General features: G+C 39.3%; 13 protein-coding genes. 12 read left to right on the top strand and 1 reads right to left on the bottom strand.

Annotated features, from left to right (window positions below; translation table 11 throughout):
- Window positions 1-81 precede the first annotated feature (81 nt).
- The 12 genes from U0R11_RS07810 (at window position 82) to U0R11_RS07755 (ending at window position 12293) form a co-directional block, all read left to right on the top strand.
- A complete protein-coding gene (locus U0R11_RS07810; protein WP_406751122.1) occupies window positions 82-801 on the top strand; it encodes an NUDIX hydrolase in 720 nt (239 codons plus the stop codon).
- A 78-nt stretch (window positions 802-879) separates the two neighbouring features.
- Window positions 880-1440, top strand: coding sequence for a pyridoxamine 5'-phosphate oxidase family protein (locus tag U0R11_RS07805; protein ID WP_406751120.1), 561 nt, complete (start codon window positions 880-882; stop codon window positions 1438-1440).
- Window positions 1441-1442: 2 nt separating this feature from the next.
- Window positions 1443-1898, top strand: coding sequence for a hypothetical protein (locus tag U0R11_RS07800; protein WP_406751118.1), 456 nt, complete (start codon window positions 1443-1445; stop codon window positions 1896-1898).
- Between the two features lie 55 nt (window positions 1899-1953).
- On the top strand, window positions 1954-3639 hold the full coding sequence (locus tag U0R11_RS07795) for a PQQ-dependent sugar dehydrogenase (RefSeq protein WP_406751116.1): 1686 nt from the start codon (window positions 1954-1956) through the stop codon (window positions 3637-3639).
- Between the two features lie 57 nt (window positions 3640-3696).
- Window positions 3697-4005: a rhodanese-like domain-containing protein gene (locus U0R11_RS07790; RefSeq protein ID WP_166373629.1), complete on the top strand. Its 309-nt coding sequence runs from the start codon at window positions 3697-3699 to the stop codon at window positions 4003-4005.
- 138 nt (window positions 4006-4143) lie between these two features.
- On the top strand, window positions 4144-4557 hold the full coding sequence (locus U0R11_RS07785; protein ID WP_406751114.1) for an OsmC family protein: 414 nt from the start codon (window positions 4144-4146) through the stop codon (window positions 4555-4557).
- A 140-nt stretch (window positions 4558-4697) separates the two neighbouring features.
- Window positions 4698-5855: a Gfo/Idh/MocA family protein gene (locus U0R11_RS07780; RefSeq protein ID WP_406751112.1), complete on the top strand. Its 1158-nt coding sequence runs from the start codon at window positions 4698-4700 to the stop codon at window positions 5853-5855.
- Window positions 5855-7231 carry a Gfo/Idh/MocA family protein gene (locus U0R11_RS07775; protein ID WP_406751111.1) on the top strand — a complete coding sequence of 459 codons (1377 nt, stop codon included), beginning with the start codon at window positions 5855-5857 and terminating at the stop codon, window positions 7229-7231. The genes U0R11_RS07780 and U0R11_RS07775 overlap by 1 nt, the downstream gene beginning before the upstream one ends.
- 174 nt (window positions 7232-7405) lie before the next feature.
- Window positions 7406-7777: a BlaI/MecI/CopY family transcriptional regulator gene (locus tag U0R11_RS07770; protein WP_406751109.1), complete on the top strand. Its 372-nt coding sequence runs from the start codon at window positions 7406-7408 to the stop codon at window positions 7775-7777.
- Window positions 7767-9338 (top strand): TonB family protein, encoded by a 1572-nt coding sequence (locus U0R11_RS07765; RefSeq protein WP_406751107.1) that lies wholly within the window; start codon window positions 7767-7769, stop codon window positions 9336-9338. The genes U0R11_RS07770 and U0R11_RS07765 overlap by 11 nt, the downstream gene beginning before the upstream one ends.
- A gap of 641 nt (window positions 9339-9979) precedes the next feature.
- Complete coding sequence (locus U0R11_RS07760) at window positions 9980-11167, top strand: pyridoxal phosphate-dependent aminotransferase (protein ID WP_454892290.1); 1188 nt, start codon at window positions 9980-9982, stop codon at window positions 11165-11167.
- A 10-nt stretch (window positions 11168-11177) separates the two neighbouring features.
- Window positions 11178-12293 carry an AEC family transporter gene (locus tag U0R11_RS07755; RefSeq protein WP_406751105.1) on the top strand — a complete coding sequence of 372 codons (1116 nt, stop codon included), beginning with the start codon at window positions 11178-11180 and terminating at the stop codon, window positions 12291-12293.
- A 9-nt stretch (window positions 12294-12302) separates the two neighbouring features.
- Here the strand turns inward: U0R11_RS07755 and yiaK are convergent, their stop codons facing one another.
- Window positions 12303-13328, bottom strand: a complete 1026-nt coding sequence (gene yiaK / locus U0R11_RS07750; RefSeq protein WP_406751103.1) for a 3-dehydro-L-gulonate 2-dehydrogenase — start codon at window positions 13326-13328, stop codon at window positions 12303-12305.
- Window positions 13329-13779 lie beyond the last annotated feature (451 nt).

Here is a 13779-nt window from a genome sequence, read left to right as displayed (position 1 = left end):
TTTTTTAGAAAATGACTTTAATAAAAACACTTTCTTCTAGAAATTTGTCTATAAATTAGGGTACTATTTAATCGACCTTCATTGAAATTTAGCAAACATATTGCCCAGCTGACCTTGGATTGTGTCATTTTTGGCTTTCATCATAAAAAACTCAAGCTCATTTTAAGCAAGCTTAAATTAGCGAAGGAAATTTATGCCTTACCTGGTGGCTTTATCTTACAAGAAGAGGACATCGAAGATGCTGCCAAAAGAATCCTATTTGAAAGGACGGGTATACAAGATCTGTATTTAGAAGAATTTGGAACTTTCGGTCGAGCTAACCGAATCTCCGATGAAGACTTTCAATTGTTCTCTGGCATCGCTGGAGACCTTTATCCCGATGTGGAACCCCCTATCAATGAGAACAATCAAAAAATGCGCATTGTCAGTATAGGATATTATGCCTTGGTTGACTTTGAAAAAGTCATCCCTCAAAAAATTGATTTGGATGAAAGTTGTGATTGGTATGATATCAAAGAGCTTCCTAACATGATTTTTGACCATCAAGAAATGGCCCACAAAGGCCTTCAGGTACTCCGAGAAAATTTAGATAAAAAGCTGCTTTTCAATAATCTTTTACCAGAAACATTTACCATGAAAAATGTTCAGGAATTATATGAAACAGTTTACGACAAACCTTTTCCAGCGAATAATTTCCAGAAGAAAATGCTGGATTTGCAGATATTAGAGCGATTAGACAAAAAATATACGGGAGCTAAAAGCAAAGCGCCTTATTTGTATCGACTAAAACCAAGGACTTAAAACCTCTAGCTTCTTTGATCAACGGTTCCTTGGGACAAGAAATTTAATTTTATATTTGTTCTAATCAAATAGCTAATCATGGGCAAATTTTATGACAGTATTTCCAGCGCTCATCGAGAATTCATGGAGCAGCAGCATCTTTTTTTTGTGGGAACAGCGCCGCTTCAAGGGGATGGTCGAGTGAATGTTTCTCCCAAGGGACTAGAAGCTTTTCGGGTCGTTGACGACCATACCGTTGCTTACATGGATATCATAAGTTCAGGAAATGAAACCTCCGCTCATACCTTAGAAAATGGTAGAATAACCTTCATGTTTTGCTCTTTCGACAAAACCCCCAACATCTTACGTTTATACGGAAAAGGCTTTGTCGTTTTGCCCAATTCTCCACTTTGGGAGGAATATGCTCCACATTTTACCATTTATCCGAGTACTCGGCAAATCATCGTTGGTAAAATAGATTTAGTTCAAACCTCTTGTGGATACGGTGTGCCTATGTATGAATATCAAGGAGAACGCGATATTCACTTTACTTGGGCCAATCAAATGGGTTCTGAGAAATTGGAACAATATATGGTGGAGAAAAATATGACGAGTTTAGATGGATTACCGACAGATTTAAGTATCCAAAAAAAGTCATGATAATGAATCCACTATGGAAGAAACTGGCATTGAAAGAGCAAAAGGAAATTCTCATGCTGCATGCGCCAGCTAGTTTTCAGCAATCAATAAGCCATTTACCTGATGGCACACTACTCGTAACATCCATCGATCAGGTAAATCAAATTAACTATGCTTTGGTATTTGTTACTCAAAAAATAAAAATCCAAGAATTTGCTGAAGCTTGTCGAGATAAAATAGTAGGAGATGCCATTCTTTGGATGTGTTATCCCAAAGGAAGTTCTAAGAAATACACCTGTGATTTTAACCGAGATCAAGGCTGGGAACCCATGGGAGAAATGGGCTTTGAACCCGTAAGCCAAATCGCTATCGACGAAGACTGGAGTGCCTTGCGTTTTAGAAATGTTCATTTCATTAAAACCTTAAAAAGGAATCCCGAGCATATCATGTCGAAAGAAGGAAAGGCAAGGATGCAGTAATAATTTCAAATTCTTTTCTTTACATGGAAAAGCCTCCTTGGGCTTAATTTGACCTATGAAAATTCTTAATGAGCCTCTAGCTTCTATTCGTTTGGCAGCTAGATTACTTATCTTTTTCGTTATTTCCTTTTCTGGGCATTCCCAAAATGTAAATCGGGGAGCCCAAGTCTTTGAACTACATTGTGCGAATTGCCATAACTTTAGAGATGATGGAATTGGTCCGCAATTAGGAGGACTAAAGGGAATTGTGGATAAACAATACCTGTTGGATTTCATCAATAATCCCAAAGCGTTAATTGATGCCAATGTGGCCAGAGCGCAAGACAAGTACAAAAAATTCAAATCCTACATGCCGAGTTTCAGTCACTTAGATCCCAAAGATCTGCAAGATGTGATTGCCTTTATTTTAGAGAAACCAAGTCCTAAGAGTCTCGGGAAAAAAGAAAAAATAGGTTTAGAAAATCCCATTAAAGCTGGAATTCAATATTCAGGTGAAACCATTTACCTCAAGAAAATCCTGAAATTCCCCTTTACTTATACTCCTCAAGTAAATGCTCGCATTAATAAAATGACTTTTCACCCGATGAGTAAGGAGCGAATCATTTCCGATTTACAGGGTAAAATCTATTTATTAGATGATAAAGACCAGTTGACTGAGTTTTTAGACATCAGCCAACATTTTCCTAATTTCACGAATAAACCAGGTTTTGCTACGGGGCTTGGGAGCTTTGCTTTTCATCCTCTTTTTGCTCAAAATAAGCTTTTTTATACCACGCATACAGAGCCTGAAATCAATGGTCCATCAGACTTTACCTATGGAGACAGCCTTCGAGTAAAATTACAATGGATAATCACGGAATGGACCTTGGATGATCCTCACGCTAAGGTGTTAAAAGGGAGGGCAAGAGAAGTCATGCGGGTTAATGTTATTGATCAAGTACATGGCATGCAAGAAATAAGCTTCAACCCTTATGCCAAATTGGGAGATCCAGATTTTGGTCTACTATACATCGGATTGGGCGATGGAGGGGCTTTGGAACAAAGAAGAGGTTTTATTCCCAATAATCCTGAGCATGCTTGGGGGAAAGTTCTTCGAATCGACCCTTTAGGTAGAAATAGCCAGAATGGGAAATACGGCATTCCCGCATCTAATCCATTTGTGGGAAAGAAAGGCCTGGATGAAGTATTTGCACAAGGTTTCCGCAATCCGAATCGAATTTCTTGGTTGAAAGATGGGAGAATCATCGTTTCGAATATTGGTCAGAGACACATTGAATCCTTATACCTCTTGAAGGCAGGGAAGAATTATGGCTGGCCATTGAGAGAAGGAACATTTGCCATTGATTCTACCCTAAGTACCAATACCGTATTTCCACTTCCTAAAAATGATGTTCGATTTGGTTATACTTATCCTATTGCCCAATTCGACCACGATGAGGGAAATGCGATTATGGGAGGTTTTGAATATACAGGGAAAGCCATCCCAAGTTTACGTGGAAAATACATTTTTGGGGAAATTGTTCGTGGCCGAATTTTCTACATTCCTATTTCAGAAATCAAAGAGGGAACCCAAACGCGCATCCGTGAATTGAAATTACAAATGGATGGTTTGCCCTTTACGTTGAAAGACTTAGTCAAGGCCAACAAAGTGGATTTGCGATTTGGTCAAGACGCACAAGGGGAAATCTATATCATCACCAAAGCTGACGGTAATTTATACCAAATTGTCCCTTCCAAGTGATAAACATCACGAAGGTTTATAGAAGTAATTCATTTCTTTGAGAAAAAATAATTGGATATGACACCATCGATTTCCATTGACCAATTGATTGAGAAATTACAACAACAAGAAGCTATCTTGCTCTTGGATATTCGAAGCAAAGAGGAATTTGAAGCAAGACATATTCCTAATGCCATTCATGTACCTGGAGAAGGAATCCCCCAAGGGTTACCATTACATGCCAACCAAGCTCTTTTGGTGACAATCTGTGGAAAGGGTGGAGGGAGGTCAGAGCAGGCTGCTCAACAATTAATTTCCTTGGGTTTTCAAGCTACGTTTTTAGCAGGAGGAACAAATGAATGGTTTGAAAAAAGCCTTTTGGCTTAAATGCATTCATCTTCTTTTTGAACGCTAAACTTCTTTCAAAGATTTCCTGAAATAAGCGGTTCTTGTATGGACTAATTTTAAGAGAAATAGTTTAATATTGGAAAATATTGATTGTCTCAAAACTTAAATAAAATTGTCATGATAAGAAAAGCAAATGCCGTTTGGCAAGGAACGGGTAAAGAAGGTAAAGGTGTACTTACTACTCAAAGTGGCGTATTAAGTCATACCCAGTATTCCTTCAACACTCGATTTGAGGATGGGATAGGGACCAATCCCGAAGAATTGGTAGCCGCTGCCCATGCGGGCTGCTTTGCCATGAAGCTAAGTTTTAATCTAACGGGTGCAGGGTTTCCTCCTAAAGTATTGGATGTGCAAGGAGAAATTAAAATGGAAGAAGGGACGATCATTGAATCTCGATTAATATTAAAGGCTACCGTACCAGGTATTGACCAAGATACTTTTTTAGCACAAGTAAAAGATGCAGAGGCTAATTGTCCTATTTCTCGATTACTAAAAACAACGATTGTGGTGGACTCAACTTTGACAGTTTAATCCAACATACTTCAGGTATTTAAAAGGCTTAACATGTTAAGCCTTTTTTTTATCCTTCTTAGTAAAAAGAGAGATCATATCAGTAAGAAAACAAATATTATTACTTTTAGAAATAGTATCACAAAACCGGAATTTATCCCATGAGAGAAAATGCTTCCAACCGCAGGAAATTTTTACAAGATGCCAGCTTATTATCTAGTCTAGCCTTTATGCCAGCCATCCATTCTCCCATCAAAGATGGCACGTCCTTGTTTGTTCCTAAGGTTCAAGAAAAGATTATTGCACCACGTTTAAAATTTGGTGTTATCGGAATCAATCATGGTCATATTTATACTATGGCCAATTCCATCATTCGTGGAGGAGGGGAATTTGTCTCTTATTATGCGAAAGAACCAGATCTCATCAAGGATTTTGCTAAAAAATATCCTACGGCTAAATTGGTAAAAAGTGAAGCGGAGATTTTAGGAGATCCTTCCATTCAATTGGTCCTAAGTTCCATTACTCCTGTTGAAAGAGCGCCTTTGGGGATTCGGGTCATGAAGTCGGGCAAGGATTATATGGTGGACAAGCCAGGTATTACTAGCTTAGACCAATTGGCAGAAGTACGTAAGGTTCAAAAAGAAACTAAAAGAATATATTCCATTTCTTATTCGGAGCGATTTGAAAATAAAGCGACCGAAAAGGCTAGTCAATTAGCTCAAACAGGGATTATTGGGAAAGTAGTACAGACTTTAGGAACGGGCCCTCACCGCATGAGTATTCCTTCTAGACCCTCCTGGTTTTTTGATAAGAAATATTACGGAGGGATCATCACGGACATTGGCTCACATCAGGTAGATCAGTTTTTACATTTTACTAAATCCACGGAAGGACAAGTGGTAGCTTCTCAAGTAGCCAATCACAAATACCCACAATATCCCAATTTTGAAGATTTTGGCGATTTGATGTTACGCGGAAATGGAGGTTCAGCTTATATCCGGGTGGATTGGTTTACGCCAGATGGACTAAATACTTGGGGTGACGGAAGACTCACCATTTTAGGAACAGAAGGGTATATGGAAGTTCGGAAAAATACGGATATCGCTTCACCGCACGGTACAGGTAGTCATTTGTATTTAGTGACGCAAAAAGAAACATTGTACATCGACTGCAAGAATGTAGAGCTTCCACATGGAGAGTTACTCGTGAATGACGTGTTAAATCGTACAGAAACGGCAATGACCCAAGACCACTGTTTCTTAGCCACCGAACTAGCGCTTATCGCTCAAAAACAAGCTACTAAAATATCTGCGAAATAATGAAAAGGAGAAAATTTATCAACAACATCGCCCTAGGTGCTGTGGGCACATTTGGCTTTCCAACCATCGTTCCTGCCCACGTATTGGGAGGGAAAGACGCACCAAGTAATAAAATCAACATTGGCCAAATCGGTTGTGGGCGAATTGCTCGTACCCATGATTTACCGAGTACTTGGAGATATGAAAAGGCTCGAATTATGGCCGTTTGTGATTTGGATAGAAATCGTACGGTAGACACCAAAAAGTTAGTTGAAGAATATTATACCAAGAAAACGGGTCAAAGCAATTACATCGACGTAAAGATGTATGATGATTACCGTGAAATGTTATTGAATAAGGACATAGATGCGGTCATGATCAGTACGCCGGACTTTTGGCATGCGCAACCCGCCATGGAAGCAGCCTTAGCTGGCAAGGATATTTACCTACAAAAACCCACTTCTTTAACCATCAAAGAAGGGCGTCAATTAGCTGAGCTTATCAAAAAAACAGGTAGAATTTTACAAGTTGGAACCCAGCAACGTTCCAGTAGCCAATTCAGACGAGCCGCAGAATTAGTTAGAAATGGTCGGATCGGTAAATTACATACGGTTAAAGTGGGACTTCCAGGAGATCCAGGTGGCCCTGTAGTACAAGCTATGCCTGTACCCAAAGGCTTCAATTATGATATGTGGTTAGGGTCCACTCCCTATATCCCCTATACGGAATTAAGCGTGCACCCTCAAGTGGGATACGATAGACCAGGTTGGTTACGTATGGAACAGTTTGGCGCGGGCATGATCACTGGTTGGGGGCAACATCATTATGATTCTGCCGCTTGGGGTATGGACACGGAATTAACAGGTCCTATTTCAGTGGAGGCAGTAGCCGAATTCCCTAAATCGGGGGTTTGGAACGTACATGGCGACTTTATGGCAAAGGCAGAATATGCCAATGGCATAACCATGTATACCAGCGGAGGCTTCCCGAATGGTATTCGATATGAAGGAACAGAGGGTTGGATATTTGTTTCCAGAGGAGACTATTCGGCAACCCCGAGTGATCCTACATCTAAAGTAAGAGCTAAGGCCATTGATGCCTCTAATCCAGCGATTTTGGAATCGGTGATTGGAGAGAAAGAGATTCATTTATACCATTCAGACGAACAACATGGCAACTGGCTAGATTGCATAGAAAGCAGAAAAGAGCCTATTTCCCCTATTGAGATTGGTCATAGAGCCTGTACGGTTTGTTTAATTACACATGTGGCCATGAAAATACCACGCAAGCTGAATTGGGATGCTAAAAAAGAGCAATTTATCAATGATGCTGAAGCGAATCGTTATTTAAGTCGTACTCAACGAGCACCATATGGTACTGACCGTATAAAATTTTAGTTAAATAGGATTTGAGGTCCCATAGAATGAATAAAAACGCCCCGAAATTTAGGGGCGTTTTTTATTTCACATAATTATGTTCGTAGCATTTTGAATTTTTAACTAAAAAAATAGTTACAAATATTTTATAACTAAAAAATTAGTTATACATTTGGTCCAACAAAACGGACAGCTATGAAAAAATTAACCCAAGCAGAAGAGCAAATTATGCAAGTAATTTGGACACTACCTGAGGGCGGATTTCTCAAAGATATCATTGAGAATCTACCCGAGCCCAAGCCCCATTCCAATACCATTGCAACCTTGTTGAAAATATTGGTAGAAAAGGAATTTGTAGGGATTAACAACCCCAATCGTAACAACCTCTATTTTGCTAAAGTCACGAAGCAGGAATATTCTGGTCAGCGAATTGCGGGTTTGACAGAATCATTTTTCGAAGGATCTTACACGAACGTGGTATCCTTTCTAGTCGATAAAAAACAGATGTCCATTGAAGATTTGGAATTATTACTGAGCCAATTAAAATCTAAAAGCGATGATGAGTAATGCCCTATTAGTCTATCTGTTGAAAAGTAGCCTGATATCAGGCATATTCTATGGCTACTATATGTTGGTACTTCGGAATACTCGATTCCATACCTACAATCGATTCTATTTATTGGCTAGTATGTTCATGAGCTTGGTCATTCCGACCCTCCAGTTCTCTTTTTTTTCCGTAGAAGAAAAGGAAATTACTGGAGCAGGACAGGCTATTTACTTCATAGCGGCCTCAGCTAGCGCCACTCCTGAGCGATTCTCCTGGTTGAATTTACCTTGGCTGGAGTATGGAATCTGGACTTTTTATTTGATTTCGATAGGCTTATTAAGCTACTTCTTTTATCAAATTGCTAAGATTTATCAGATGAAAAGAAGAAATCCAAGCATTGCCATGGACGGATTTCAGTTCATTGAGACTGATGAAGAGGATGCTCCGTTTTCATTTCTTCAATTCCTTTTTTGGAAAAAATCCATTTCCATTTCTGAACCCAATGGCCAAGCCATTTTTAAGCATGAATTAACGCACATTCAACAAAAACATACCATTGATCGGGTTATCTGCCAAATTATCACATCGATTTGTTGGATCAATCCATTTTATTGGCTCATACATAAAGAATTACAAAACATCCATGAATTTATTGCTGACCGAGAAGCTGTTGGAAGCAATAACGTGAATGCTTTTGCTCAAATGATTTTACAATCGCATTATGGAAATCACTTTTTAAACCCCGGACACTCCTTTTATTATTCATCCATTAAACGAAGAATTATCATGTTAACAACATCCAAAAACACGCCATACGCCTACCTGAGAAAGGTATTAGCGCTACCATTGGCGGTATTAGCTATCGTTATTTTCTCCATCCAAGTGACGGCTCAAGAGAAAAAAGAAGAACTGACCAATAGTAAAATTGGGATTAGCTTCACCAAAAATGCCCCTAGCAAACCGATGAAAGGCAAAAAATTGAACAATAAGGATTTGCCCCCTCCTCCACCGCCACCCTTGTCGATAAGAGCAATTCCCGCAGCTCCTGGCGTGCCACCCGTTCCTCCAGTCAATCCATTGTATGTCGTTGATGGAAAGATTGATCGATCCTTGGCCGTTAATAAAATGAACCCCAATGATATTCAATCCATCAATGTCTTGAAGGGAGCTATGGCCAATGAAAAATATGGAAAAGATGGGATTAATGGTGTGGTGGAAATCTCAACCAAGAAAAATGCAAACACCAATATTTCTATCAATCAAAATCTCCATACGATCGTGGAGGAGCCTGCCACATTTCCAGGCGGGCCCAATGCGTTTCAGGCCTATTTATCCACTCATATTAATTATCCTGAAGAAGCTAAAAAAGCGAATATTTCCGGAATCGCCTATGTTCAATTTACGGTGGCTGCCGATGGAACTATTTCCGATATCAGTGTATTAAGATCCCCTGGCTATGGTTTAGCCGAAGAGGCCCTTCGCGTCATTAAAGATTCAGGTAAATGGATTCCAGCCAAGAATCATGATGCCAATATCACATCTAAATTCGTCCAACCGATTGCTTTCACCATCGGGAAGTAAAAGCAAATTGATTTCCAGCATTCGTAATAGCCGGTGATTTTCATCAGGCTATTACCGTTTAAGCTAACCTTGCATCTTTTTTCTGATTAAACTTACATGGGTGAATCAAATTCACATAGGAAAAATACCATAAATAATCATACAAATTTGTAACCTATATTTTGCATTTTGTAAATTTAATTTCAACAAATGCTCAATTTTTAAACTAGTTTGTATTTAAAAATCAATTTTATTTCATTTTTATCTGAATTTAAAACGTAGTATTTCGATCACGTAATTTTTATTTTTTTCTATTTATCGGCTATTTATTACATTTTTTGGATAAATATTGGCATATTTTTGTGTATTTGGGGTTATTATTTAAAAAATATTCCAAAAACGATGGAAGATTTCGATAATCCTGCTACATTTCAACATAATTCATCAATAAATACAATTTATACGCCCATTACTAATCATCTTGGGCGTATATCTATTCTCACATGGAAGATGCCTAGTGTAATCTCTTTGAGAGAATTTGACAAACAAATTTGCCAAAAGCTCAGCTTAGAGTTTTGGATAGTTTTCTCCTGTATGTAAGATGAAAGCTCAGAAATGAGTCAATGTTTTAGAATTTCAGCGCATCTATATACCTATCAATCATGATGAAAACATCCTTTAGCAGAAGAAATGTCTTAAAGTCTGGACTAGCCGCCATGGGCGGAATAGCACTTGCCCCCCATTTGAGTTTGGGAGCCTTTTCCCATAGCTCTTTTCCTTTAGATTCGGAAAATCGATTGTATTACAGTCCATTAATGCGCGAGTACATGTTGGATGAGCGACCTAATGTGCCAGCTATGATAGCTCGTTTAAATGCCAACGAAAATCCATACGGTCCCCCAGAAAGTGCCCGAAAAGCTGTAGCCGAGTCGGTTTCAGGGGGCAATCGCTATTCTTGGAAGGAATTAGCCACTTTGGTGGATATGTTGGCAAAAAAAGAAGGAGTGACGAAAGAACATATCATGATGGGACCTGGTTCTTCCGATTTATTAGAAAAAGTAGCCATCGTTTTATTTGCTAAAGGAGGAAATATTGTCTCCGCTGATCCTACCTACATGTCGCTTATCCGAGTTGCCGAGGCAGTTGGTGCTACTTGGAAAGCGATTCCTTGTAAGTCGGATTGGACCCATGACCTTAAAGCCATGGAAGCCGCCATTGATTCTAATACTAAAATGGTATACATCTGTAATCCCAATAATCCCGTGGGTTCCATTATGGCGGCGAATGAACTGATGGACTTTTGCTCAAGGGTTTCGGCTAAAGTTCCTGTTTTCATCGATGAAGCATATCTAGAACTTGCGGAAGGCGATACGGCCAGTATGGTTTCCTTATTGGCACAAAAGAAAAATGTCATCATAGCTAGAACCTTTTCCAAGATCATGGGAATGGCAGGCTTGCGTGTAGGCTATGCCGTTGCACAACCAGAATTCCTAAATAAAATAGAAAAAATCACTCGCGGTGGTATGGGAATTTGCCATACTTCTGTCTTGGGAGCTATCGCTAGTTTACAAGATAAGGAGTTCCAAGCCATGACGAAGCGCCTCAATACGCAATGTAAAAACTATTTATATCAAGAGCTTAGTGCATTAGGTTATAACTACATTCCATCCTATACCAATTTTGTGATTTTCCCTATTAAAATGGATGGGAAGACCTTTTTGAGTAAAATGGCCAGCAAAGGGGTCATGGTCCGATCATTTGAGATCTTAAATAAGCCATATTGTCGCGTCAGCATAGGAACGATGGCCGAGATGGAGTACTTCGTAACATCATTGAAAGAGTTAGCTTAAAATTTGTGTTATGATTGATGCTATTGAAAAGACCTTGACGCTTATACTCCTAATTGGTTTAGGCGTAGCTTTGCGGAGGAAAATTAAAAACAAATCCGAAATTCAGGGCTTAAAAGAAGTCATTCTTTCGGTGGCTCTTCCTGCTACGGTATTTATAGCGCTTATGGGAATCAAGATAAGTTTAAGCTTGCTTATCTATCCTATTATTTTAGTCTGTTTTAATTTCTTTATTTTTCTATCTGCGCCTTATTTTTTAACGTTTTTTGGGATTGATAAAGGTACCCCCTCAAGTCGCACTTTAACCATGTTGCTTCCTTCATTGGCTCCAGGATTGTCGAGCTTCCCCTTTATTTCCGAATTTTTGGGAGGGGAATCCTTGGCATTGGCAGCCATGGCGGATGTAGGAAATAAGTTTTTTGCGCTCAATTTTCTGTATTACATTTCTTTGAAAATGCACATGGCCATTCAGCAAGAAGGAACCATCAGAAATAGAAAAGGCATGAAAGATTTTTTATGGAGTTTGATCAAAGAACCTATTAATGTGATCATGTTATTGGCCATCGTTTTTCTTTCCATGGGTTTCCATATGGGTACTTTACCTTTGGTCATCCAAGAAATCTTCTCCCGAGCCAGTACTTTGATGGGTCCTTTGGTATTGATTTATATTGGAATGGCCGTAGAATTCAAGGAAGGGAAAGAGATTCGAATGATACTTTCTATTTTATTTTTCCGAGCGGGCCTTAGTCTCCTTTTTAGCTTATTGGTCATTTACTTATGTGGAATCCATGATCCCAACATGATTTTATTATCGGTGGTGGTTCCATTAAGCGCATGTAGTTTTTGGCCATTTGCCCATATTGCTGCGATACATCATAAAGAGGATTCGCATGAAATACCCGACTATCGAAAAACATTTGATGCCAATCTAGCCTTATTGACCTTAGCTATTTCACTTCCATTATCCACCATTTTGGTGATTGGGGTTTTAGCGTCAGGCCAAATTTTTGCAGAAACGAGTAACCTAATTCTACTTTCCATAACGCTGTTAGGAGTAGGTATGTTACCACATTTAAAAGTTTTCAAAAAGGTTAAATCATCCCTTAGGAATTTGAAAGAAGCTCATTAGAGGTAAGGCTTAGGGCATTTTAGCTTGACTAAATCCTAGCACCTTATTCCAAACGCCATCATCCACTGGAATCCCCCATTGCATATTTTCTGCTCTCGTTTTAAGAGATCTTTCCCCAGGATAATTCACTTCTCCTTCTGCTGTTACTGGAGTAGAATTCCTTAATTGAGTGATGGTGTGTTCTAGGGCTTCATCTAAAAAAGCTTGATCATTGATTTTTAAGGGGTCAATCGCAATGAATACTTGGGAACATCCTCCGCAAGCCCCTTTCCCTACCAAATCTATATCTGCTGTGGTTCTACCTTTGGAAAGAATGGCAGAAAATAGATCCAACATGATAGCCAATCCGGAACCCTTCCAATATCCAGTAGGTAAAATTCTACGTGTGGCTTCAATCGGAGCAGGATCATCCGTTAGTTTTCCTTCCTGATCAAACCCACCAGGGAATGGGAGTTTTTCATTTTTTAAGCGAGTCGTTTCTAATTTTCCATAGGAATATTGCGACATAGCCATGTCAAAAACCACATGACCACCTTGTCGCGGAATGGCCATAATGAAGGGATTATTCCCTATCCCACCTGAAGTGGCACCCCAGGCGGGCATGCAGGACTCGGTATTGGTCCAGCAGATGGCCATATAGCCCTTATCAGCAGCTTGCCAGCCATAGGATCCTCCTCGCATCCAGTGGGTGGTATTATTTAAAGCAACAAGGCCCAATCCATATTGCTGCGCAATATCCATTGCCCTATCCATCGCGAAGATGGAGTTGGTAATGCCTATACCCATATTTCCATTGTAAATTTCTATGGAGCCAAGATTCACATCTAAAGTAGGTTCTGCATGTACATCCACCCAGCCTTTGGAAACAAAATCTAAAAATCGTTCTACTCGGTTTAAACCATGGGAATATACCCCATCCCGACTAGTCTCTGCATGTGTTTTAGCACAAATTATGGCTTTTTCTTCCGGTAATCCTGCCAATAAAAATGCTTGTTTTATGGTCTCGACCATGACGTCAAAGGCAATTCTTTTCATTGTAAATAGTTTGAAGGTTAAAGATAAAGAAAGATGTGGTAATAGTGAAGGTGGCTGAGGTTCTCGAAGCCACTGTGGAAGCACAGTAATTAATGTTGTTGTATCTTTTTTCTAATTGGTCAAAATGTATTTTTATTTCATTGCTTAAAATATAAATTATGGTGGCTTCGAGAACCTCAGCCACCATCGAGAGAGAACTTCAACCACCGAAACAGTTTATTTCTTTTTTACACACGGTGGCTGAGGTTCTCGAAGCCACCGTATAATGAGGCCTCGAAGCCAACATAATTGGTGAGTGAATATACTGATTGAAAAGGTGGCTTTGGTTCTCGAAGCCACTGTGGAAGCACAGTAATTAATGTTGTTGTATCTTTTTTCTAATTGGTCAAAATGTATTTTTATTTCATTGCTTAAAATATAAATTATGGTGGCTTCGAGAACCTCAGCCACC

The sequence above is a fragment of the Aquirufa salirivi genome (assembly GCF_045310485.1).
GTDB lineage: Bacteria > Bacteroidota > Bacteroidia > Cytophagales > Spirosomataceae > Aquirufa > Aquirufa salirivi.
The sequence above is the reverse complement of the archived record's forward strand: the minus strand, read 5'-3'. Positions and strand labels throughout refer to the sequence as shown.

What these genes read in the sequence shown, in the direction of transcription:
- U0R11_RS07785 (WP_406751114.1), top strand. Translation starts at nt 4,144, where the DNA reads ATGATAAGAAAAGCAAATGCCGTTTGGCAAGGAACGGGTAAAGAAGGT.
- U0R11_RS07765 (WP_406751107.1), top strand. Translation starts at nt 7,767, where the DNA reads ATGATGAGTAATGCCCTATTAGTCTATCTGTTGAAAAGTAGCCTGATA.
- U0R11_RS07800 (WP_406751118.1), top strand. Translation starts at nt 1,443, where the DNA reads ATGAATCCACTATGGAAGAAACTGGCATTGAAAGAGCAAAAGGAAATT.
- U0R11_RS07755 (WP_406751105.1), top strand. Translation starts at nt 11,178, where the DNA reads ATGATTGATGCTATTGAAAAGACCTTGACGCTTATACTCCTAATTGGT.
- U0R11_RS07760 (WP_454892290.1), top strand. Translation starts at nt 9,980, where the DNA reads ATGATGAAAACATCCTTTAGCAGAAGAAATGTCTTAAAGTCTGGACTA.
- U0R11_RS07775 (WP_406751111.1), top strand. Translation starts at nt 5,855, where the DNA reads ATGAAAAGGAGAAAATTTATCAACAACATCGCCCTAGGTGCTGTGGGC.
- U0R11_RS07805 (WP_406751120.1), top strand. Translation starts at nt 880, where the DNA reads ATGGGCAAATTTTATGACAGTATTTCCAGCGCTCATCGAGAATTCATG.
- U0R11_RS07795 (WP_406751116.1), top strand. Translation starts at nt 1,954, where the DNA reads ATGAAAATTCTTAATGAGCCTCTAGCTTCTATTCGTTTGGCAGCTAGA.
- U0R11_RS07790 (WP_166373629.1), top strand. Translation starts at nt 3,697, where the DNA reads ATGACACCATCGATTTCCATTGACCAATTGATTGAGAAATTACAACAA.
- yiaK (WP_406751103.1), bottom strand. Translation starts at nt 13,328, where the DNA reads ATGAAAAGAATTGCCTTTGACGTCATGGTCGAGACCATAAAACAAGCA.
- U0R11_RS07780 (WP_406751112.1), top strand. Translation starts at nt 4,698, where the DNA reads ATGAGAGAAAATGCTTCCAACCGCAGGAAATTTTTACAAGATGCCAGC.
- U0R11_RS07770 (WP_406751109.1), top strand. Translation starts at nt 7,406, where the DNA reads ATGAAAAAATTAACCCAAGCAGAAGAGCAAATTATGCAAGTAATTTGG.